Origin of the sequence: Streptomyces sp. NPDC048565 (assembly GCF_040650935.1) — a bacterium.
Lineage (GTDB): Bacteria > Actinomycetota > Actinomycetes > Streptomycetales > Streptomycetaceae > Streptomyces.
The window spans coordinates 41,409-54,742 of sequence record NZ_JBEZIH010000016.1 but is presented as its reverse complement, the minus strand read 5'-3'; the positions used below and the strand labels follow the sequence as shown (position 1 = coordinate 54,742).

Annotated in this window: 10 protein-coding genes; all 10 read right to left on the bottom strand. The window is 70.2% G+C overall.

All coding sequences use genetic code 11. The annotated features are described in order from the left end of the window. The 10 genes from AB0C75_RS20155 to AB0C75_RS20110 all read right to left on the bottom strand — a co-directional run bounded on the left by AB0C75_RS20155 (position 1) and on the right by AB0C75_RS20110 (position 13,329). Positions 1-2,856, bottom strand: coding sequence for an NHLP bacteriocin export ABC transporter permease/ATPase subunit (locus tag AB0C75_RS20155; RefSeq protein WP_362892619.1), 2,856 nt, complete (start codon positions 2,854-2,856; stop codon positions 1-3). Position 2,857: 1 nt separating this feature from the next. Next, positions 2,858-5,146: an NHLP family bacteriocin export ABC transporter peptidase/permease/ATPase subunit gene (locus tag AB0C75_RS20150; RefSeq protein ID WP_362892617.1), complete on the bottom strand. Its 2,289-nt coding sequence runs from the start codon at positions 5,144-5,146 to the stop codon at positions 2,858-2,860. Continuing rightward, on the bottom strand, positions 5,143-5,949 hold the full coding sequence (locus AB0C75_RS20145) for an HlyD family efflux transporter periplasmic adaptor subunit (protein WP_362892615.1): 807 nt from the start codon (positions 5,947-5,949) through the stop codon (positions 5,143-5,145). Before AB0C75_RS20145 ends, AB0C75_RS20150 begins: the two co-directional genes overlap by 4 nt. Positions 5,950-6,032: 83 nt before the next feature. Next, on the bottom strand, positions 6,033-6,260 hold the full coding sequence (locus tag AB0C75_RS20140; protein ID WP_362892613.1) for a type A2 lantipeptide: 228 nt from the start codon (positions 6,258-6,260) through the stop codon (positions 6,033-6,035). A gap of 526 nt (positions 6,261-6,786) precedes the next feature. Next, positions 6,787-7,776, bottom strand: a complete 990-nt coding sequence (locus AB0C75_RS20135; RefSeq protein WP_362892611.1) for an adenosine kinase — start codon at positions 7,774-7,776, stop codon at positions 6,787-6,789. A gap of 233 nt (positions 7,777-8,009) precedes the next feature. Further along, positions 8,010-9,491 carry a sulfatase-like hydrolase/transferase gene (locus AB0C75_RS20130; protein ID WP_362892609.1) on the bottom strand — a complete coding sequence of 494 codons (1,482 nt, stop codon included), beginning with the start codon at positions 9,489-9,491 and terminating at the stop codon, positions 8,010-8,012. Then, entirely contained in the window at positions 9,488-10,471 is a 984-nt protein-coding gene (locus AB0C75_RS20125; protein ID WP_362892607.1) for an aliphatic sulfonate ABC transporter substrate-binding protein, read from the bottom strand. Before AB0C75_RS20125 ends, AB0C75_RS20130 begins: the two co-directional genes overlap by 4 nt. A 40-nt stretch (positions 10,472-10,511) precedes the next feature. Beyond that, positions 10,512-11,291 carry an ABC transporter ATP-binding protein gene (locus tag AB0C75_RS20120; RefSeq protein WP_362892605.1) on the bottom strand — a complete coding sequence of 260 codons (780 nt, stop codon included), beginning with the start codon at positions 11,289-11,291 and terminating at the stop codon, positions 10,512-10,514. Further along, entirely contained in the window at positions 11,288-12,118 is an 831-nt protein-coding gene (locus AB0C75_RS20115; protein ID WP_362892603.1) for an ABC transporter permease, read from the bottom strand. Before AB0C75_RS20115 ends, AB0C75_RS20120 begins: the two co-directional genes overlap by 4 nt. Beyond that, positions 12,115-13,329: an ROK family protein gene (locus AB0C75_RS20110; protein ID WP_362892601.1), complete on the bottom strand. Its 1,215-nt coding sequence runs from the start codon at positions 13,327-13,329 to the stop codon at positions 12,115-12,117. Before AB0C75_RS20110 ends, AB0C75_RS20115 begins: the two co-directional genes overlap by 4 nt. Positions 13,330-13,334 lie beyond the last annotated feature (5 nt).

Below are 13,334 nucleotides of genomic sequence, written 5' to 3'. Positions count from 1 at the left end.
TCAGCTCATCTGGCGCCGTACCAGTTCGTGGAGCTGCCCGCCCGTGTCCGCGAGGAGTTCGGCGGGCGGCCCCTCCTGAACGACACGGCCGGCCGCCATGACGATCACACGGTCGGCGTCCATCACCGTGGACAGCCGGTGCGCGATCACGACACGGGTGGCCCGCAGCGACCTGGTGCTCTCGATCACGGTGCGCTGGGTCTCGTTGTCGAGCGCACTGGTGGCCTCGTCGAAGAACAGGATGCGGGGGCGCCGGACGAGCGCCTGGGCGATCATCAGCCGCTGTCGCTGCCCTCCGGAGATCGAGCCGCCGCCGGAGATCATCGTGTGCAGCCCCATCGGCATCCGCTTGATGTCCTCGGCCAGTCCCGCCATCGCGGCGGCCTCCCACGCCTCCTCCTGGGTGAAGACCTCGGCGCCGCAGATGCAGTCCAGGATCGATCCGGACAGCGGCTGGGCGTTCTGCAGGACCACCCCGCACTGACGGCGCACGGCCCCCCGGTCAAGCGATGTCAGATCCTGACCGTCGTACAGGACGCTGCCCGACACCGGCTCGTCGAAGCCGATGAGCAGCCTCAGCAGCGTCGACTTTCCGCATCCGCTCGGGCCCACGACCGCGACGAACTCGCCGGGCCGCACGCTCAGCGAGACCTCGTCCAGGACCACGGGACCGTCGTCGGAGTAGCGGAAGGACACCCCTCTGGCCTCGATCTGCCCGGACAGCGTGCCCGGCTGGGTGCTGGCACCGCGTACCTCGGGCGCCTCGTCGAGCACCGGCTTGATCTGCTCGAACATCGGCAGCACGGCGGCCGCCGACACGAACGCACCGGTGAGCTGGGTGACGGCCGTCAGCAGCATCGTCACGGACGTGTTGAACGTCAGGAACTCACTGGCCGTGAGGGACCCGCGCGCCGGGCCCGCGAGCAGCACGAAGATGATCAGTGAACACAGCGGCAGGTACACCGCGTTGAGGACGGTCGTCAGATTCTTGATCCGGCCCGCCCGCTTCTGCAACTCACGGCTGCGCGCGAACTCCGCAGCCCACGCGCCGTACGCGAAGCTCTCGGCCGCCGCGACCCGCAGCTTGGGCAGCCCCCGCAGCGTCTGGAAGGCCTGGTTGTTCAACTGGTTACCCAGCACGACAAGACGGCGCTGCCAGCGGAGCTCCCACATGCCCATGGTGAGGAACACCCCGGCGATGACCACCAGCATCGCGACCGCGGTGAGCGCCAGCGGGACACTGAACCAGAGCAGCAGACCCAGGTTCATCGCCCCGAGCGTGCCCGACTGCACCACGACGGGACCGGTGCCCGACAGCACCCTGCGGATGGAGCTCACCCCCATCGCCGCGCTCGCCAGTTCCCCCGTGGACCGCCCGGTGAAGAACTTTGTCGGCAGCCGCAGCAGACGGTCCCAGACAGCGGGCTGGAGCGTGCTCTCGATCCGCCCCTCCATCCGCAGGATCGTGAGGTTCTGCAACAGCATGAAGGCCGCCGAGACCACACCCGAGATGATGACGGCCGACGACACCTGCACGATGAGGGCGTTCTCGGCGTTGGGTACGTAGACGCCGAGCACCTTGCCGGTCGCGATCGGCACCAGTGACCCCAGGGCCACCGTCACCAGCCCCGCCAGCACCAGCCTGCGCAGGTCGCCCCTGGTCCCGAACAGACCGAAGCGCAGCAGCCGCCACTTGCCCAACGGCCGCTCGGGCAGCGGCCGGTAGAACATCACGGCACGCTCGTCGAACTCCTGGGCCGAGTCGCTGCCGACACGGCTGCGCCGCCCGGTCAGCGGATTGACCGCCTCGTAGCGGCCACGGCGCCAGAGCAGGGCGACCGGTGCTCCGGACGCGGCCCGATGACCCACCAGCGGCCCGGAGTTCTCCCGCCACCAGCGCCCGTCAAGACGCACCGCGCGGGTGCGGACGCGCGAGGCGACCGCGACCCGTTCGACCGGGTCGATCCGGTCGCTCACCGCCCCGCCCGCCGCCGGCTCGGCGAGGACGATCCCGGAATCCCGCGCCACCAGACGGCAGGCCGCGTACACCGCGTCGTCCGATGCCCCCACGGCGGGCGAAGTCCTTCTCCCGGACCGGCCGATCGAGGTCAGCAGCGCCTGGTCGGCCTCCTTGCGGACTGCCTCGCCCGCCTTCATGCCCGCCGCGGTCCGGTCCTCGTGGGCGCGCTCCAGCCGCTCGATCCAGCGGTCGAGCGCCGACAGCAGGCGGTACTGCTGATTGACCATCCCCTGCCACATCGCCGGATCGACGAGCAGGTCACCCGCGGCCTCGGAACTGAAAGCGGCGCCGTACTGCACGTCGCCGGGCGACACCGGCAGCCACAGGATGTCGTCGTCGCCCACCGCCCCGTCGACGGTCCGGCCGTCCAGCGGGGCCTCGAACAGCACCCGCCGGCCACGCCCCACACCGAGCGAGAAGGCGTGTTCCAGCAGGCTCAGCGTGGCGTCCCCGGTGTCGTAGTGACCGCGGGACTGCCCCTCGTACCCGCCTTGGCCCGCGTACTCGGGCCGGTACAGCTCACGCAGCGGGATCCGGCGCAGCGCGCACTCCTGGAGGGGGCGTCCGACCAGGGTGTGCTGCGGGCCCTCGACCGGGCCCAGGACGAGCGTTCCCGGTTCGAGCCGGCCCAGGAAGTGCCAGTGCCCCTGCTCCACCGCGTCCACCGCGAACAGGTCGAGGGCGCCGTCCACGACGAGCCACAGCACCTGGGGGCCCTCCAGCGACAGGCTCCGCAGCCCCGTGCAGTCGACCGGCTCACCCAGCGCCCCCAGCGCGCCGATGACCTGGTCCTGCCCGGGAGCCTCCTGGCCGGCGAGGGGATGTACGGATGCCACGTCAGTGCTCCCTGACCAGATCGGCGTAGGGGCCGCCGGCGGCCACCAGTTGCTCGTGGCGGCCGCGCTCCACGACTGTGCCGTGGTCCAGGACGACGATCTCGTCGCTGTCGCGCACGGTGCTCAGCCGGTGCGCGATCACGACACAGGCACAGCCGCGCCGGCGCAGGTTGTCGATGATGATCCGCTCCGTCTCCGCGTCCAGCGCGCTGGTGACCTCGTCCAGGACCAGGATGCTGGGGCGGCGCACGAGCGCCCGGGCGATCTCCAGACGCTGGCGCTGCCCGCCGGAGAAGTTACGGCCGTCCTGCTCCACCCGGCCGTGGATGCCACGGGGGCGGCGGGAGACGACGTCGTACAGGGCGGCGTCCCGCAGGGCCTCGGCCACCGCCTCGTCCGGGACCGAGGGGTCCCACAGCGCCACGTTGTCACGGACCGTCCCCTCGAAGAGGAAGACCTCCTGGTCGACGAAGGACACGGACGCGGCCAGGGCGCCCCTGGGGATGTCCTCCAGGCGCCGTCCGTCGATACGGATCGTGCCCTCCCAAGGGCTGTAGAGCCCCGAGATGAGCCGCGAGACCGTCGACTTGCCGCTGCCCGAACCGCCGACGAGCGCCACCTGCCGGCCCGGCCCCACGGACAGCGAGAAACCGGTGAGCAGCGGCTTGTCGAGCGGGCTGTAGCCGAAGGTGATGTCCTCCAGCGTCACATGGCCCTTGAGGCGGCGGGTGCTCGCGGCCGGCTCCCGGCGGGAGTACAGCGGGTCCACCGGGAAGTTCTCGACATCCTTGAGGCGGGCCACGTCGGCGGCGAAGTCCTGGATCCGGCCCGCCACCCCGTTGAGCCGGGTGACCGGTGCGGTGAAGCGGGTCACCAGGGCCTGGAAGGCGACGAGCAGACCGATCGAGATATGCCCCTCGACGGCCCGGAGACCACCGATCCACAGGATCAGCGCGCTGTTGAGCGTCGCGAGCGCGGGGGCGACGACGCCCAGCCAGGCGCTCGGTACCCCGAGGCGCTGCTGCTGCTCCAGCGTCGTCGCGTGCTGCCCGGCCCACCGGCGGAAATAGCCGTTCTCGCCACCGGTGGCCTTCATCGTCTCGATCAGCTGGAGACCGGTGTACGAGGTGTTCGTCAGCCGTGCGCTGTCGGCCCGCAGTTTCTGGGTGCCGGTGGCCCGCAGCCGTACGACGATGCGCATCGCGACCACGTTGAGCAGCGCGATCCCCACCCCGATGACGGTCAGTTGCGGATCGTACGTCCACAGCAGGAACGCGTAGAGGAGGACGACGATGCCGTCCACGCCCGCCGCGGTGAGATCCCGGGCGAGGGTCTCCGCCACGGCGTCGTTGGACTGGAGACGCTGGACGAGATCGGCGGGGCTGCGCTGCGAGAAGAAGGTGACGGGCAGCCGGAGCAGATGCCGGAAGAAACGCGCGCTGCCCAGGGTGGAGGAGATGATGCGCCCGCGCAGCAGATTCGCCTGCTGCAGCCAGGTCAGTACGACGGTGAGGGCGACCATGGTGCCCATCGCGGCGAACAGCACGCCCAGCAGCGAGGTCTGTTCACCGATCATAAACATGTCGATATAGGTACGACTCAGGGCCGGGAGCGTGGCGCCGACGGCCACCAGCAGCAGACTGGCGAGCAGCGCGACCAGCATCGTGCCCGTCGTGCCGCGCAGCCTGGCCGGCAGCGCGGTCATGACACCGGGCTTACGGCCGCCGCGCTCGAAGTCCGCACCGGGTTCTAGGACGAGGACGACCCCGGTGAAGCTGGTGTCGAAATCCTCGGCAGGGACGAACCGGCGGCCCTTGTCGGGGTCGTTGATGTGTACCCCCCGCCGTCCGAGCCGTCGCCCCATGCCGTCGTACACGACGTAGTGGTTGAACTCCCAGAACAGGATCGCGGGCGCCCGCACCTCGGAGAGGGCCGCGGGCTCCATCTGCATGCCCTTGGCCTGGAGACCGTAACCACGGGCCGCCTTGAGCACGTTGCTGGCGCGTGAGCCGTCGCGCGACACCCCGCAGGCGATGCGCAGTTCCTCCAGCGGAACATGGCGGCCGTAGTGGGCGAGCACCATCGCCAGCGAGGCCGCGCCGCACTCCAGGGCCTCCATCTGGAGCACGGTGGGGGTGCGTACGGTCTTCGTCCGTGCGCTCTTCGTCCGCCCGGCCTTCGGGTCCTGGCGCGACCGCCGCCTGTTGCCGGGGGACCCCTCGGGACGGTGTCGGCCGCGGCCGGGCGGCGGCAGCTGCTGAGCGGTGGGGGACGGGTGCGGTGCGGTCACGGGAGCAGCCAATCGATGGGGCGCTGGTCGGCGAGACGTACGGAGCCGGTGGCCAGGGTCATGGAGCCGAGCGCGTACGGCGGGCCCTCGGCCGAGGACCACCGGTAGCCGGACTTCGTGGAGCCCGAGCGCTCGATCTTCACCAGAACCGCCAACGGCCGCCCGTGCTCGGAGAACTGCTCGCCGAGCTGTGCGTCGCCGAGGAAGCGGGTGATCTGCTGCTGTGTCTGCGCGGCCCTGCCGACCGCGGCGACCTTGCCGCGCAGCACCCCGTACTGCTGGGCGGGCACGGACTGGACGGTGAGGTCGACGGAGGCGCCCACCGGGATGGACGCGGCACTGCTGCCGGACGCGTACAGCAGGACGACCAGCGGATCGTCGGCCCCGTCGGTCCGCTCGACGCTCGCCACGTCCGCGCCGGTGGTGACCACGGCGCCGACGGTGGCCGTCACCGAGGTGAGCCGGCCGGTGTCGATCGTACGGACGACGCGTTCGCCCTGCGGCGTACGGACCTTGAGTAGGGGGGAGTTCTTGGGCAGGGTCGCGCCCTCTTCGGCGAGCACCTCGGTGATCTGCCCGGCGACCGGACTCTGCAGGATGTAACTGCCGCGGGAGTGCGTGAGGATGCCGGGGGCGTCGAGCGTGCTGGCGACGGATCCCGTCACGGCCCAGAAGCAGGCGGCGGCCATCACGGCGACGGTGACGCAGAGGACGAGCAGGCCCTGCGGGCGGGCGAAGCGCACCGGAAGGTCGATTTGTTCGGGCGACTGCAGCTTGGAAAGGGCCTGTTGGCGGAACTGCACGGAACTCTTCCCTCACCTGTCAGCGGTCGGCACCGAGCCCCGGAACCATCGGGTTCCGGGGCTCGGCGGGGTGCTGCCGCGTCTCAGAGACCGGAGGTCAGGCCGGAGGCCAGACCGGTGACCGCGCCCGTGTTCACGCCGGTGGCGGACTCGACGAGACCGGTGACCGAGCCGACGACGCCGGCGACCGGGACGATGCCCTCGACGGTGCCCGTGACGTTGCCGACCACGCCGCCGACGAGGCCGCCCGAGACGTTGTCGAGGTCGCTGTCGGAGATCTCGGCGGTCTGGACCTGGGGGGTGTTGTTCATGATGAGCGCTGCCCTTCGTATGGAAATTGCCAATATACGGAAACCTGGGGTGCGGACTCCGTATGGGCCAGGATCAAAGCACGCCTGCGCCTTGTACAGCCAATCGAACTGCGGCGGATCTGTGGTTGTCGGCCCGCTGGAATCGACTTACGTGCAGAGGTGTTCATTTCATGGCGGCAGATCCTTCACGAGCTTCACCGGATGAATTCCGCGGCCTCGCAATGTCGCGCCGCCCAAGTGGGGCACTCCCGCCCCAATCGGCCCACGGCCTGGTCCAGGCCTGGACTTTCCGGCTCGGGCACGTGATCGCTGTGCGCACTCTGTGTGCAGGTTTCACCGATCCGGAGGCCGCCTTAATTCCGGGTGCGGGTGGTGTGGACTGCCGAAGAGGGTCCGGGGCGAGTTCGGAAGATGCGCGTATTCACACGGCCATGAAAAGGTGAACACGTCTCTATTTTATCTGTGTTCCTTCTGTGCCTGGACGACTTATTCGTGAAACGTTTTTCGGCGCTTCGTGCCCGCTGTGTCACGTGGCCTCCGGATGTGTGGAGAAGGCGTGCCGGGTGTCGTCGTCGACCGGCCCGCCGTCCCCGGGGCCGTCGGCCGGCCCTCCCGTGAGCTCGGCGACCTCCGCGAGAAGTCCCGCGCGGTCGATGGCGTCGCTCACGGTCGCCGGGACGGTGCACGCGTAGGCGCCGGCCACCGAGCCGTACAGAGCGCTCCGGCCCAGGTCCTCGCCCGTCAGCCGGCCGAAGAGGAAACCGGAGGCGAAGGCGTCGCCCGCCCCGTTGGAGTCGACCACCGGCCTGCGCGGCTCGACCACCGGGACATGGGCCAGCCCGTCGGCGGTCAGCAGATACGCGCCCCCGGCCCCCGCGGTGGCGATCACGACCTCGGCCCGCCCCCGCTCCAGGATGTGGCGCATCGTCTTCTCCTTGTCGAGCAGGGCCGCCGTGGACACGAAGACGATGTCCGCGCCGTAGGCGAACGGCTCGTGATACGGATTCTCGCCGTCCCAGTTGTGGAGGTCGGTGGAGATGCTCAGGCCCGCCTCGCGCAGCTGGGGGAGGGCGAAGGCGCACGGATAGGTGAGGGAGACATGCGCGTGGCGGCTCGCCGACGCCAGGGAGCGGACCAGCTCCTCGGGCAGCCGGTCGGACTCGTGGGAGCGGGTGTCGTCGTAGAGGGAGAGCCGACGTCCGTCGGGACCGACGAGATTGACGGCGCGCTTCGTCCCGCCGGGCAGGGGCACTTCGCTGAACCCGATGCCCCGGTCGCGGTGGAAGGCCCGGACGAGCTCGCCGGAGGAGTCGTCCCCGATCATGTCGAGGTGGTGGGTGCGCAGTCCCAGCGCGCTCAGCCCGAGCGCCACGAAGTCGCCGGTCTGCCCGGCACGGGTCTCGATGCCCGGCTGGATCATGTAGCTGTCGGCGTAGGGAAGCGGGAGCTCGGGGACGTACACGATCGTGTCGACGCCCGACCCTCCCAGGACGAGGACGTCGTATTCGCTGCTCATCGCTGTTCCTCTCGCATACGAGGGGGCGGCGCTGTCCAGCCCTCGCGGCGACCTCGCGGCCGGGCCGGCAATCACCGCTGATCGCAGGCGAGTCAAGCAGCTGCCGACGATCTCGGCAAGAAATTGCAGAGCATTTCAGCAAGGGATTACGGGCATCGGCCGGAGGTGTCCGGCCGGTGGGTGCGAACGACTCCGCCCCCACCGGAACACCGGCGGGGGCGGGGTCGCCCGTGTCACTGTGCGGCGGTCCAGGTCGTGTCGTCGTTCTCGAAGGCGCTGAGGCTCGGGTCGTGGTCGGAGGCACCGATGTCGTACATCGATGTCATCCAGTGGTAGAAGTTGTCGCCCCGCTCCCGCAGGAGCTCGTACAGCCGCCGCATCAACCGGTCGCGAACCGGGGTGAATTCGGGGTGGGTGTACCGGTTGCTGAGCTCGTGCGGGTCCGCCTCCAGGTCGTACAGCTCGTTGACCGACTCCGGGTTGACGACGAGCTTGTAGCGGTCGTCGCGGATCATCCGCTGCGGGTAGGGGAAGTGGTGGCCGTGGAACTCCGCGACCAGCTCGCCCGGCCACGCGGGGCTCTCGCCCCTGACCAGCGGGACCAGGCTGCGGCTGTCCACCGCGGGGGACGGGTCGCAGCCCGCCAGTTCGAGCAGCGTCGCCGTGCAGTCGGTGAGGCTGACCAGCTCGTCCCTGACCTGGGGGGCTTCACCGGGGATCCGGATGATGCCGGGGATGCGGTAGATGTCCTCGTACATCGCCGGGCCCTTGTCGTGGAGCCGGTGGGCGCCGGTGAACTCGCCGTGGTCCGCGGTGAAGAACACCGAGGTGTTCTCACCGAGCCCCAGCTCGTCCAGTCGGGTCAGGATGCGCCCGATCTGCTCGTCGATCAGGGTGACGTAGCCCCAGTAGACGGCGATCAGCTTGCGCGTCGTCTCGATGGGGATGGTGTCGAACGCCCAGTGCGCGCTGTAGTTGCGCTGCACCGGTGGTTTGCCCTCGAAGGTCTCGGCGATGGACGGCGGCAGCTCGACGAGCTCCGGATCGTAGAGGTCGAAGTAGGCGTCCGGGAGCAGATAGGGCAGATGCGGGCCGAAGAAGTGTGTGGCCAGGAAGAACGGCTCCTCGCCCGCCGCGTACCGCTCCAGATGCTCGATGGCCCGGGTGGCCAGATAGTGCTCGAACGTCGCCTCCACCGGCTGGTGCAGCCGGGCGGCCAGCAGATTTCCCTGGTTCCCGCCCGGTGCCGTGCCCCGGATCGGCTCGGAGATGCGGTACGGCGGCAGTCCGCGCTCCTCCAGGTACGCCAGGTAGTCCGGGTGGTCGACGGGGTTGTGCCAGCCCGGCAGATCAGGGCCATCGAAACCGTACGAGGCCGCGTTGCGGTGGGTCCCGCCGTGCCACTTGCCGATGAGACCCAGCCGGTAGTCGCGCTCGGCCAGGGCCGCGGGGAAGGTGAAGGCGTCGTCCCGCAGATCCTCCAGATACCCCACGTTGCGCTCGTAGTTGGCGAGCAGCCGGTGCCGGAAGGGAGCCTGTCCGGTGAGCAGGCTCGCCCGGGCCGGGGTGCAGATCGCCGTGGGCGTGTAGAAGCGGTCGAAGCGGGTGCCGGTGGCCGCCAGCCGGTCCAGGTTCGGCGTGGCGACATGCGGGTTGCCGTAACAGCCGAGGGTGTCCACCCGGTGCTGATCGGTCATCAGGAACAGCAGGTTCACTTCTTGAACGCCTTTGTGTAGAGGTCGCCCTCGTAGTACGTGTCCGCCGCCGGGACCTTCTTGAGCTGACCCGTGTTCACGAAGAACTCGCCGAGCCCGTCCAGCCAGCCGTCCACGGTGCCGTCCCCTGTCCTGGCCACCAGATCGGCGGTCGACAGCGCCTCCACGTTGGCCGCGTCCGCCACCACCTTGGCGCGGTCGATCTTCAGCAGCGATGCGGTGGCGTCGATGGCCTCGTCGGGGTGCGCGGCGCGCCAGTCGTTGGCCTTCTGGAGGACCTTGACGACCTTGGCGTCCTGCTTCGCGTCGCTCTTGGCGGGCGAGACGAAGGCGTTGGGGAACGCCCGGTCCTTGAAGTCCTCCGTGCTCGCGACCTCCTCGAGTTCGGGCTTCTTCGCCTTGATGTTGTCGATCAGCGGATACCAGAGGCCCGCCCCGTCGATCTGACCGGCGGCGAACGCCGACACGACCGTGGACGGGTCCATCGGCACCTTCTCGATGTCCTTCTCCGACATCCCGGCCTTCTTCAGGGCCAGATCGAGCACCATCGCACCCGAGGTGCCTTCGGGCACACCGACCTTCTTGCCCTTGAGGCCCTTGACGGAGGTGATGCCGGGCTGGGCTATGACCCGGTCGGCGCGGCCCAGGGTGTTGATCGCGATGATCTTGGCCTTGCCCGAGGCGGGCAGCCACAGGGCGCCGGGGCCGATGTACCCGTAGTCGAGGTTGCCGGATCCGAGCGCCTGGATCTGGAGGGGGCCGTTGGTGAACGTGCTGTACTCGGCCTTCAGCCCCTGGTCCTTCCACAGCCCCTGTTTGTCCGCGATGGCCAGCAGGCTCGCACCGTTGTAGTCGCTGATGTAACCGAAGTGGACGGTGGAGGCTCCGTCGGACGACGAGTCGCCGGAGCACCCGGTGACGGAGAGTGCGAGGGCGGACACGGCGACGGCCGCTGTGAGGGCGCGCTGGGACAGACGCATGACGCGGGTTCCTTAGGGGAGTTCGGTGAAGGGCGCGGTTTCAGGCGGCCGCGGGGGCCGGGGTCTGGTGGTAGACGGACGTCCACACGGCATTGCGGATCCGGGCGAACTCGGGCGAGAGCCGGATGGCTTCGGTACGCGGATACGGCAGGTCCACATCGATGACCGACTGGATCCGGCCGGGCCGCGCGGCCATCACCACGACACGCCGGGCGAGATACACGGCCTCGTCGACGTCGTGCGTGACGAACAGGACCGTCCGCCTGTCCCGGCTCCAGGTGTCCAGGAGCTGGTCCTGGAGCTGGACCCTGGTCAGCGCGTCCAGTGCGCCGAAGGGCTCGTCCATCAGCAGCACCTGAGGATCGACCGCGTAGGCACGGGCGATGGCGCAGCGCTGCTTCATCCCGCCGGACAGCGTCTTGGGCAGTGCGTCGGCGAAGTCGGTGAGGCCGACCAGATCGATGGCGCGCTCCGCCCGCCGCCTGCGCTCGGCGGCCGGCACGGACGCCAGCTTCAGCCCGAACTCGACGTTGCCGCGCACGGTCAGCCAGGGGAACAGCGCGTACTGCTGGAAGATCACCCCACGGTCGGGTCCCGGCCCGGCGACCGGCTTCCCGTCGACGAGGACCTCGCCCGAGGTCGGGACGGCCAGCCCGGCGGCCAGATTGAGCAGGGTGCTCTTGCCGCACCCGGACGGGCCGACGACGGTGACGAACTCCTCGTCACCGATGTCCAGCGACACCTCGTCCAGGGCGGTGAAGGTGGTCTTCTTCATCGGGAAGGTCCGTGAGACGTTCCGGAAGGAGATCTTGGCGTTCATCGGGTCTCCTGCCAGCGGGTGAGGCGGCGTTCGGCGAGCAGCAGCAGCCGGTCCATCAGCAGGCCGAGCAGGCCGATGGTGATCACGCCGACGAAGATGGTGGGGAGGTCGTAGTAGAGCTGGGCCTTCTGCATCTCGTAGCCGAGTCCCTCCTGCGCGGCGATCAGCTCCGCCGCGACGAGGGTGCCCCAGGCCGAGCCGAGACCGATCCGCATCCCGACGAGGATGAACGGCGCCGATGCGGGCACGACGACCTTGAGGAAGATCGTCCCGTCCCGGGCGCCCAGGACCCTGGCCGCGTCGATGAGTGTCCTGTCGACCCCCACGACGCCCTGGAAGGCCGCCACGACGCTCGACAGGAACGCCGCCAGGAAGATCACGAAGATCTTGGGCACCTCGCCGATGCCCATCAGTACGATGGCCAGCGGAATCAGGGCCAGCGGCGGCACGGTGCGGAAGAACTGGACGTATGGCTCGAGCAGCCCGCGCGCCACCCCGTACCAGCCCATCAGGAAGCCCACCGGCACGGCCAGCAGGGTGCCGAGCGCGAAGCCGAGCAGGACCCGCCGCAGGCTGGCCAGCACGTCGTCGGCCAGTGTGCCGTCAGCGATCAGCTCACCCGCCCTGTCCGCCACGGCGACGGGGCCCGGCAGCCCCTGCACCCCGAGCGAGGCCAGCCAGGACCACACACCGATGCCGGCCACCAGCGCGATCAGGTTCAGGGCGAGCGTGGGAACACGGGGCCGCTTCCGCCGCGCCTCCTGGGGGTCTCCGGTGCTTTCCCGTGCGGGAGCGTCCCGCTCGACGGGTGTCTCCGTGGAACTCATGTGGCGTCCTCGGGAAGGTCTTCGCTGCCCGGTGCCGGGTAGCGGGCGAGCAGAGGGGATTCATGGAGGGCGAGGGCGACTCCGCCGAGCGCGCCACCCGCCTCGCCCAGCCCGGCGGGCAGCAGCGTCACACGTCCACGGGCCAGCGGCATGACATGGGCGTCGAGAGCCTCCCGCACGGGTACGAGCAGCGCTTCGCCGGCCCGGGCCAGCTCACCGCCCAGCACGATCACGCCGGGGCCGACGGCGTTGACGACCCCCGCGAGCACCGCGCCGGTCCTGGTGCCCGCCTCCCGCAGGACCTGGTGTGCCGCCGGGTTGCCGTTCTCGACCGCTCTCAGGAGGGTCGGTACGTCGTCGGCGCGTCCGCCCAGGGCGCGGTAGGAGGCCAGGACCGGCCCGATCGACGCGATCGTCTCCAGGCACCCCCGGCCCCCGCACTCGCAGGGGCCGCCGTCGGGATCGGCGGTGATGTGCCCGAGCTCGCCGGCCAGGCCGTCCATGCCCCGGTGGAGCGAACCGTTCACGACCAGCCCGCCGCCCACTCCGTGCGACAGCCGCAGATACAGCACGTCCTGGCTCGATGACGCCGCCCCCCAGGTGGACTCCGCGAGGGCGGCGAGCCGGGTGTTGTTGTCCAGCAGGACCGGGGCCCCGAACCGCTTGCCGAGCAGCCCGGCCAGGGCCCGCAGCGGCTCCTCCGGAGTGCCCCCGGCCGTGCGTACCGGGCCGACGACGCCGACCCCGACCGCACCGGTCGTGCCGAGGGCGGCCAGCCGGAGCGTGCCGCCCGCCAGCGTGGCGACCAGCCGCTCGGCCAGCTCCACCCGCCGCTCCCAGGAGAGCCCGGGAGGATGTGACCTGCTTGCCGAACCGATCACCTCGTGTGCCACGTTGGCGGCGGCCACATGGACGGCACGGCGCGCGAAGTCGATGCCGACGGCCTGGCCGGCCGCCGGATTGAGGGTGAGGTGTTCCACCGGACGGCCGCGCTTGCGCGGACCTGGCTCAGCGGCGGCTGTGACGACGGCGCCGCTCGCGACCAGGGTCCCGACTATGTCGTACAGCGTGGTGCGCGACAGCCCGGCCTGGCGTCCGAGCTCGGCCCGGCTCTGGGGTCCGTGCCGGCGCAGCAGACCGAGTACGCGCTCCTCGTGCCCGCGCCTCAGCCGCGAGAGAGGGCCACCGTGTGAGTGCATGGCGTCCAGCATGAGGA

Bases quoted from the DNA above. Each gene is read 5' to 3' on its own strand.
- AB0C75_RS20125 (WP_362892607.1), bottom strand. From the start codon at position 10,471: ATGCGTCTGTCCCAGCGCGCCCTCACAGCGGCCGTCGCCGTGTCCGCC.
- AB0C75_RS20120 (WP_362892605.1), bottom strand. From the start codon at position 11,291: ATGAACGCCAAGATCTCCTTCCGGAACGTCTCACGGACCTTCCCGATG.
- AB0C75_RS20135 (WP_362892611.1), bottom strand. From the start codon at position 7,776: ATGAGCAGCGAATACGACGTCCTCGTCCTGGGAGGGTCGGGCGTCGAC.
- AB0C75_RS20140 (WP_362892613.1), bottom strand. From the start codon at position 6,260: ATGAACAACACCCCCCAGGTCCAGACCGCCGAGATCTCCGACAGCGAC.
- AB0C75_RS20115 (WP_362892603.1), bottom strand. From the start codon at position 12,118: ATGAGTTCCACGGAGACACCCGTCGAGCGGGACGCTCCCGCACGGGAA.
- AB0C75_RS20110 (WP_362892601.1), bottom strand. From the start codon at position 13,329: ATGCTGGACGCCATGCACTCACACGGTGGCCCTCTCTCGCGGCTGAGG.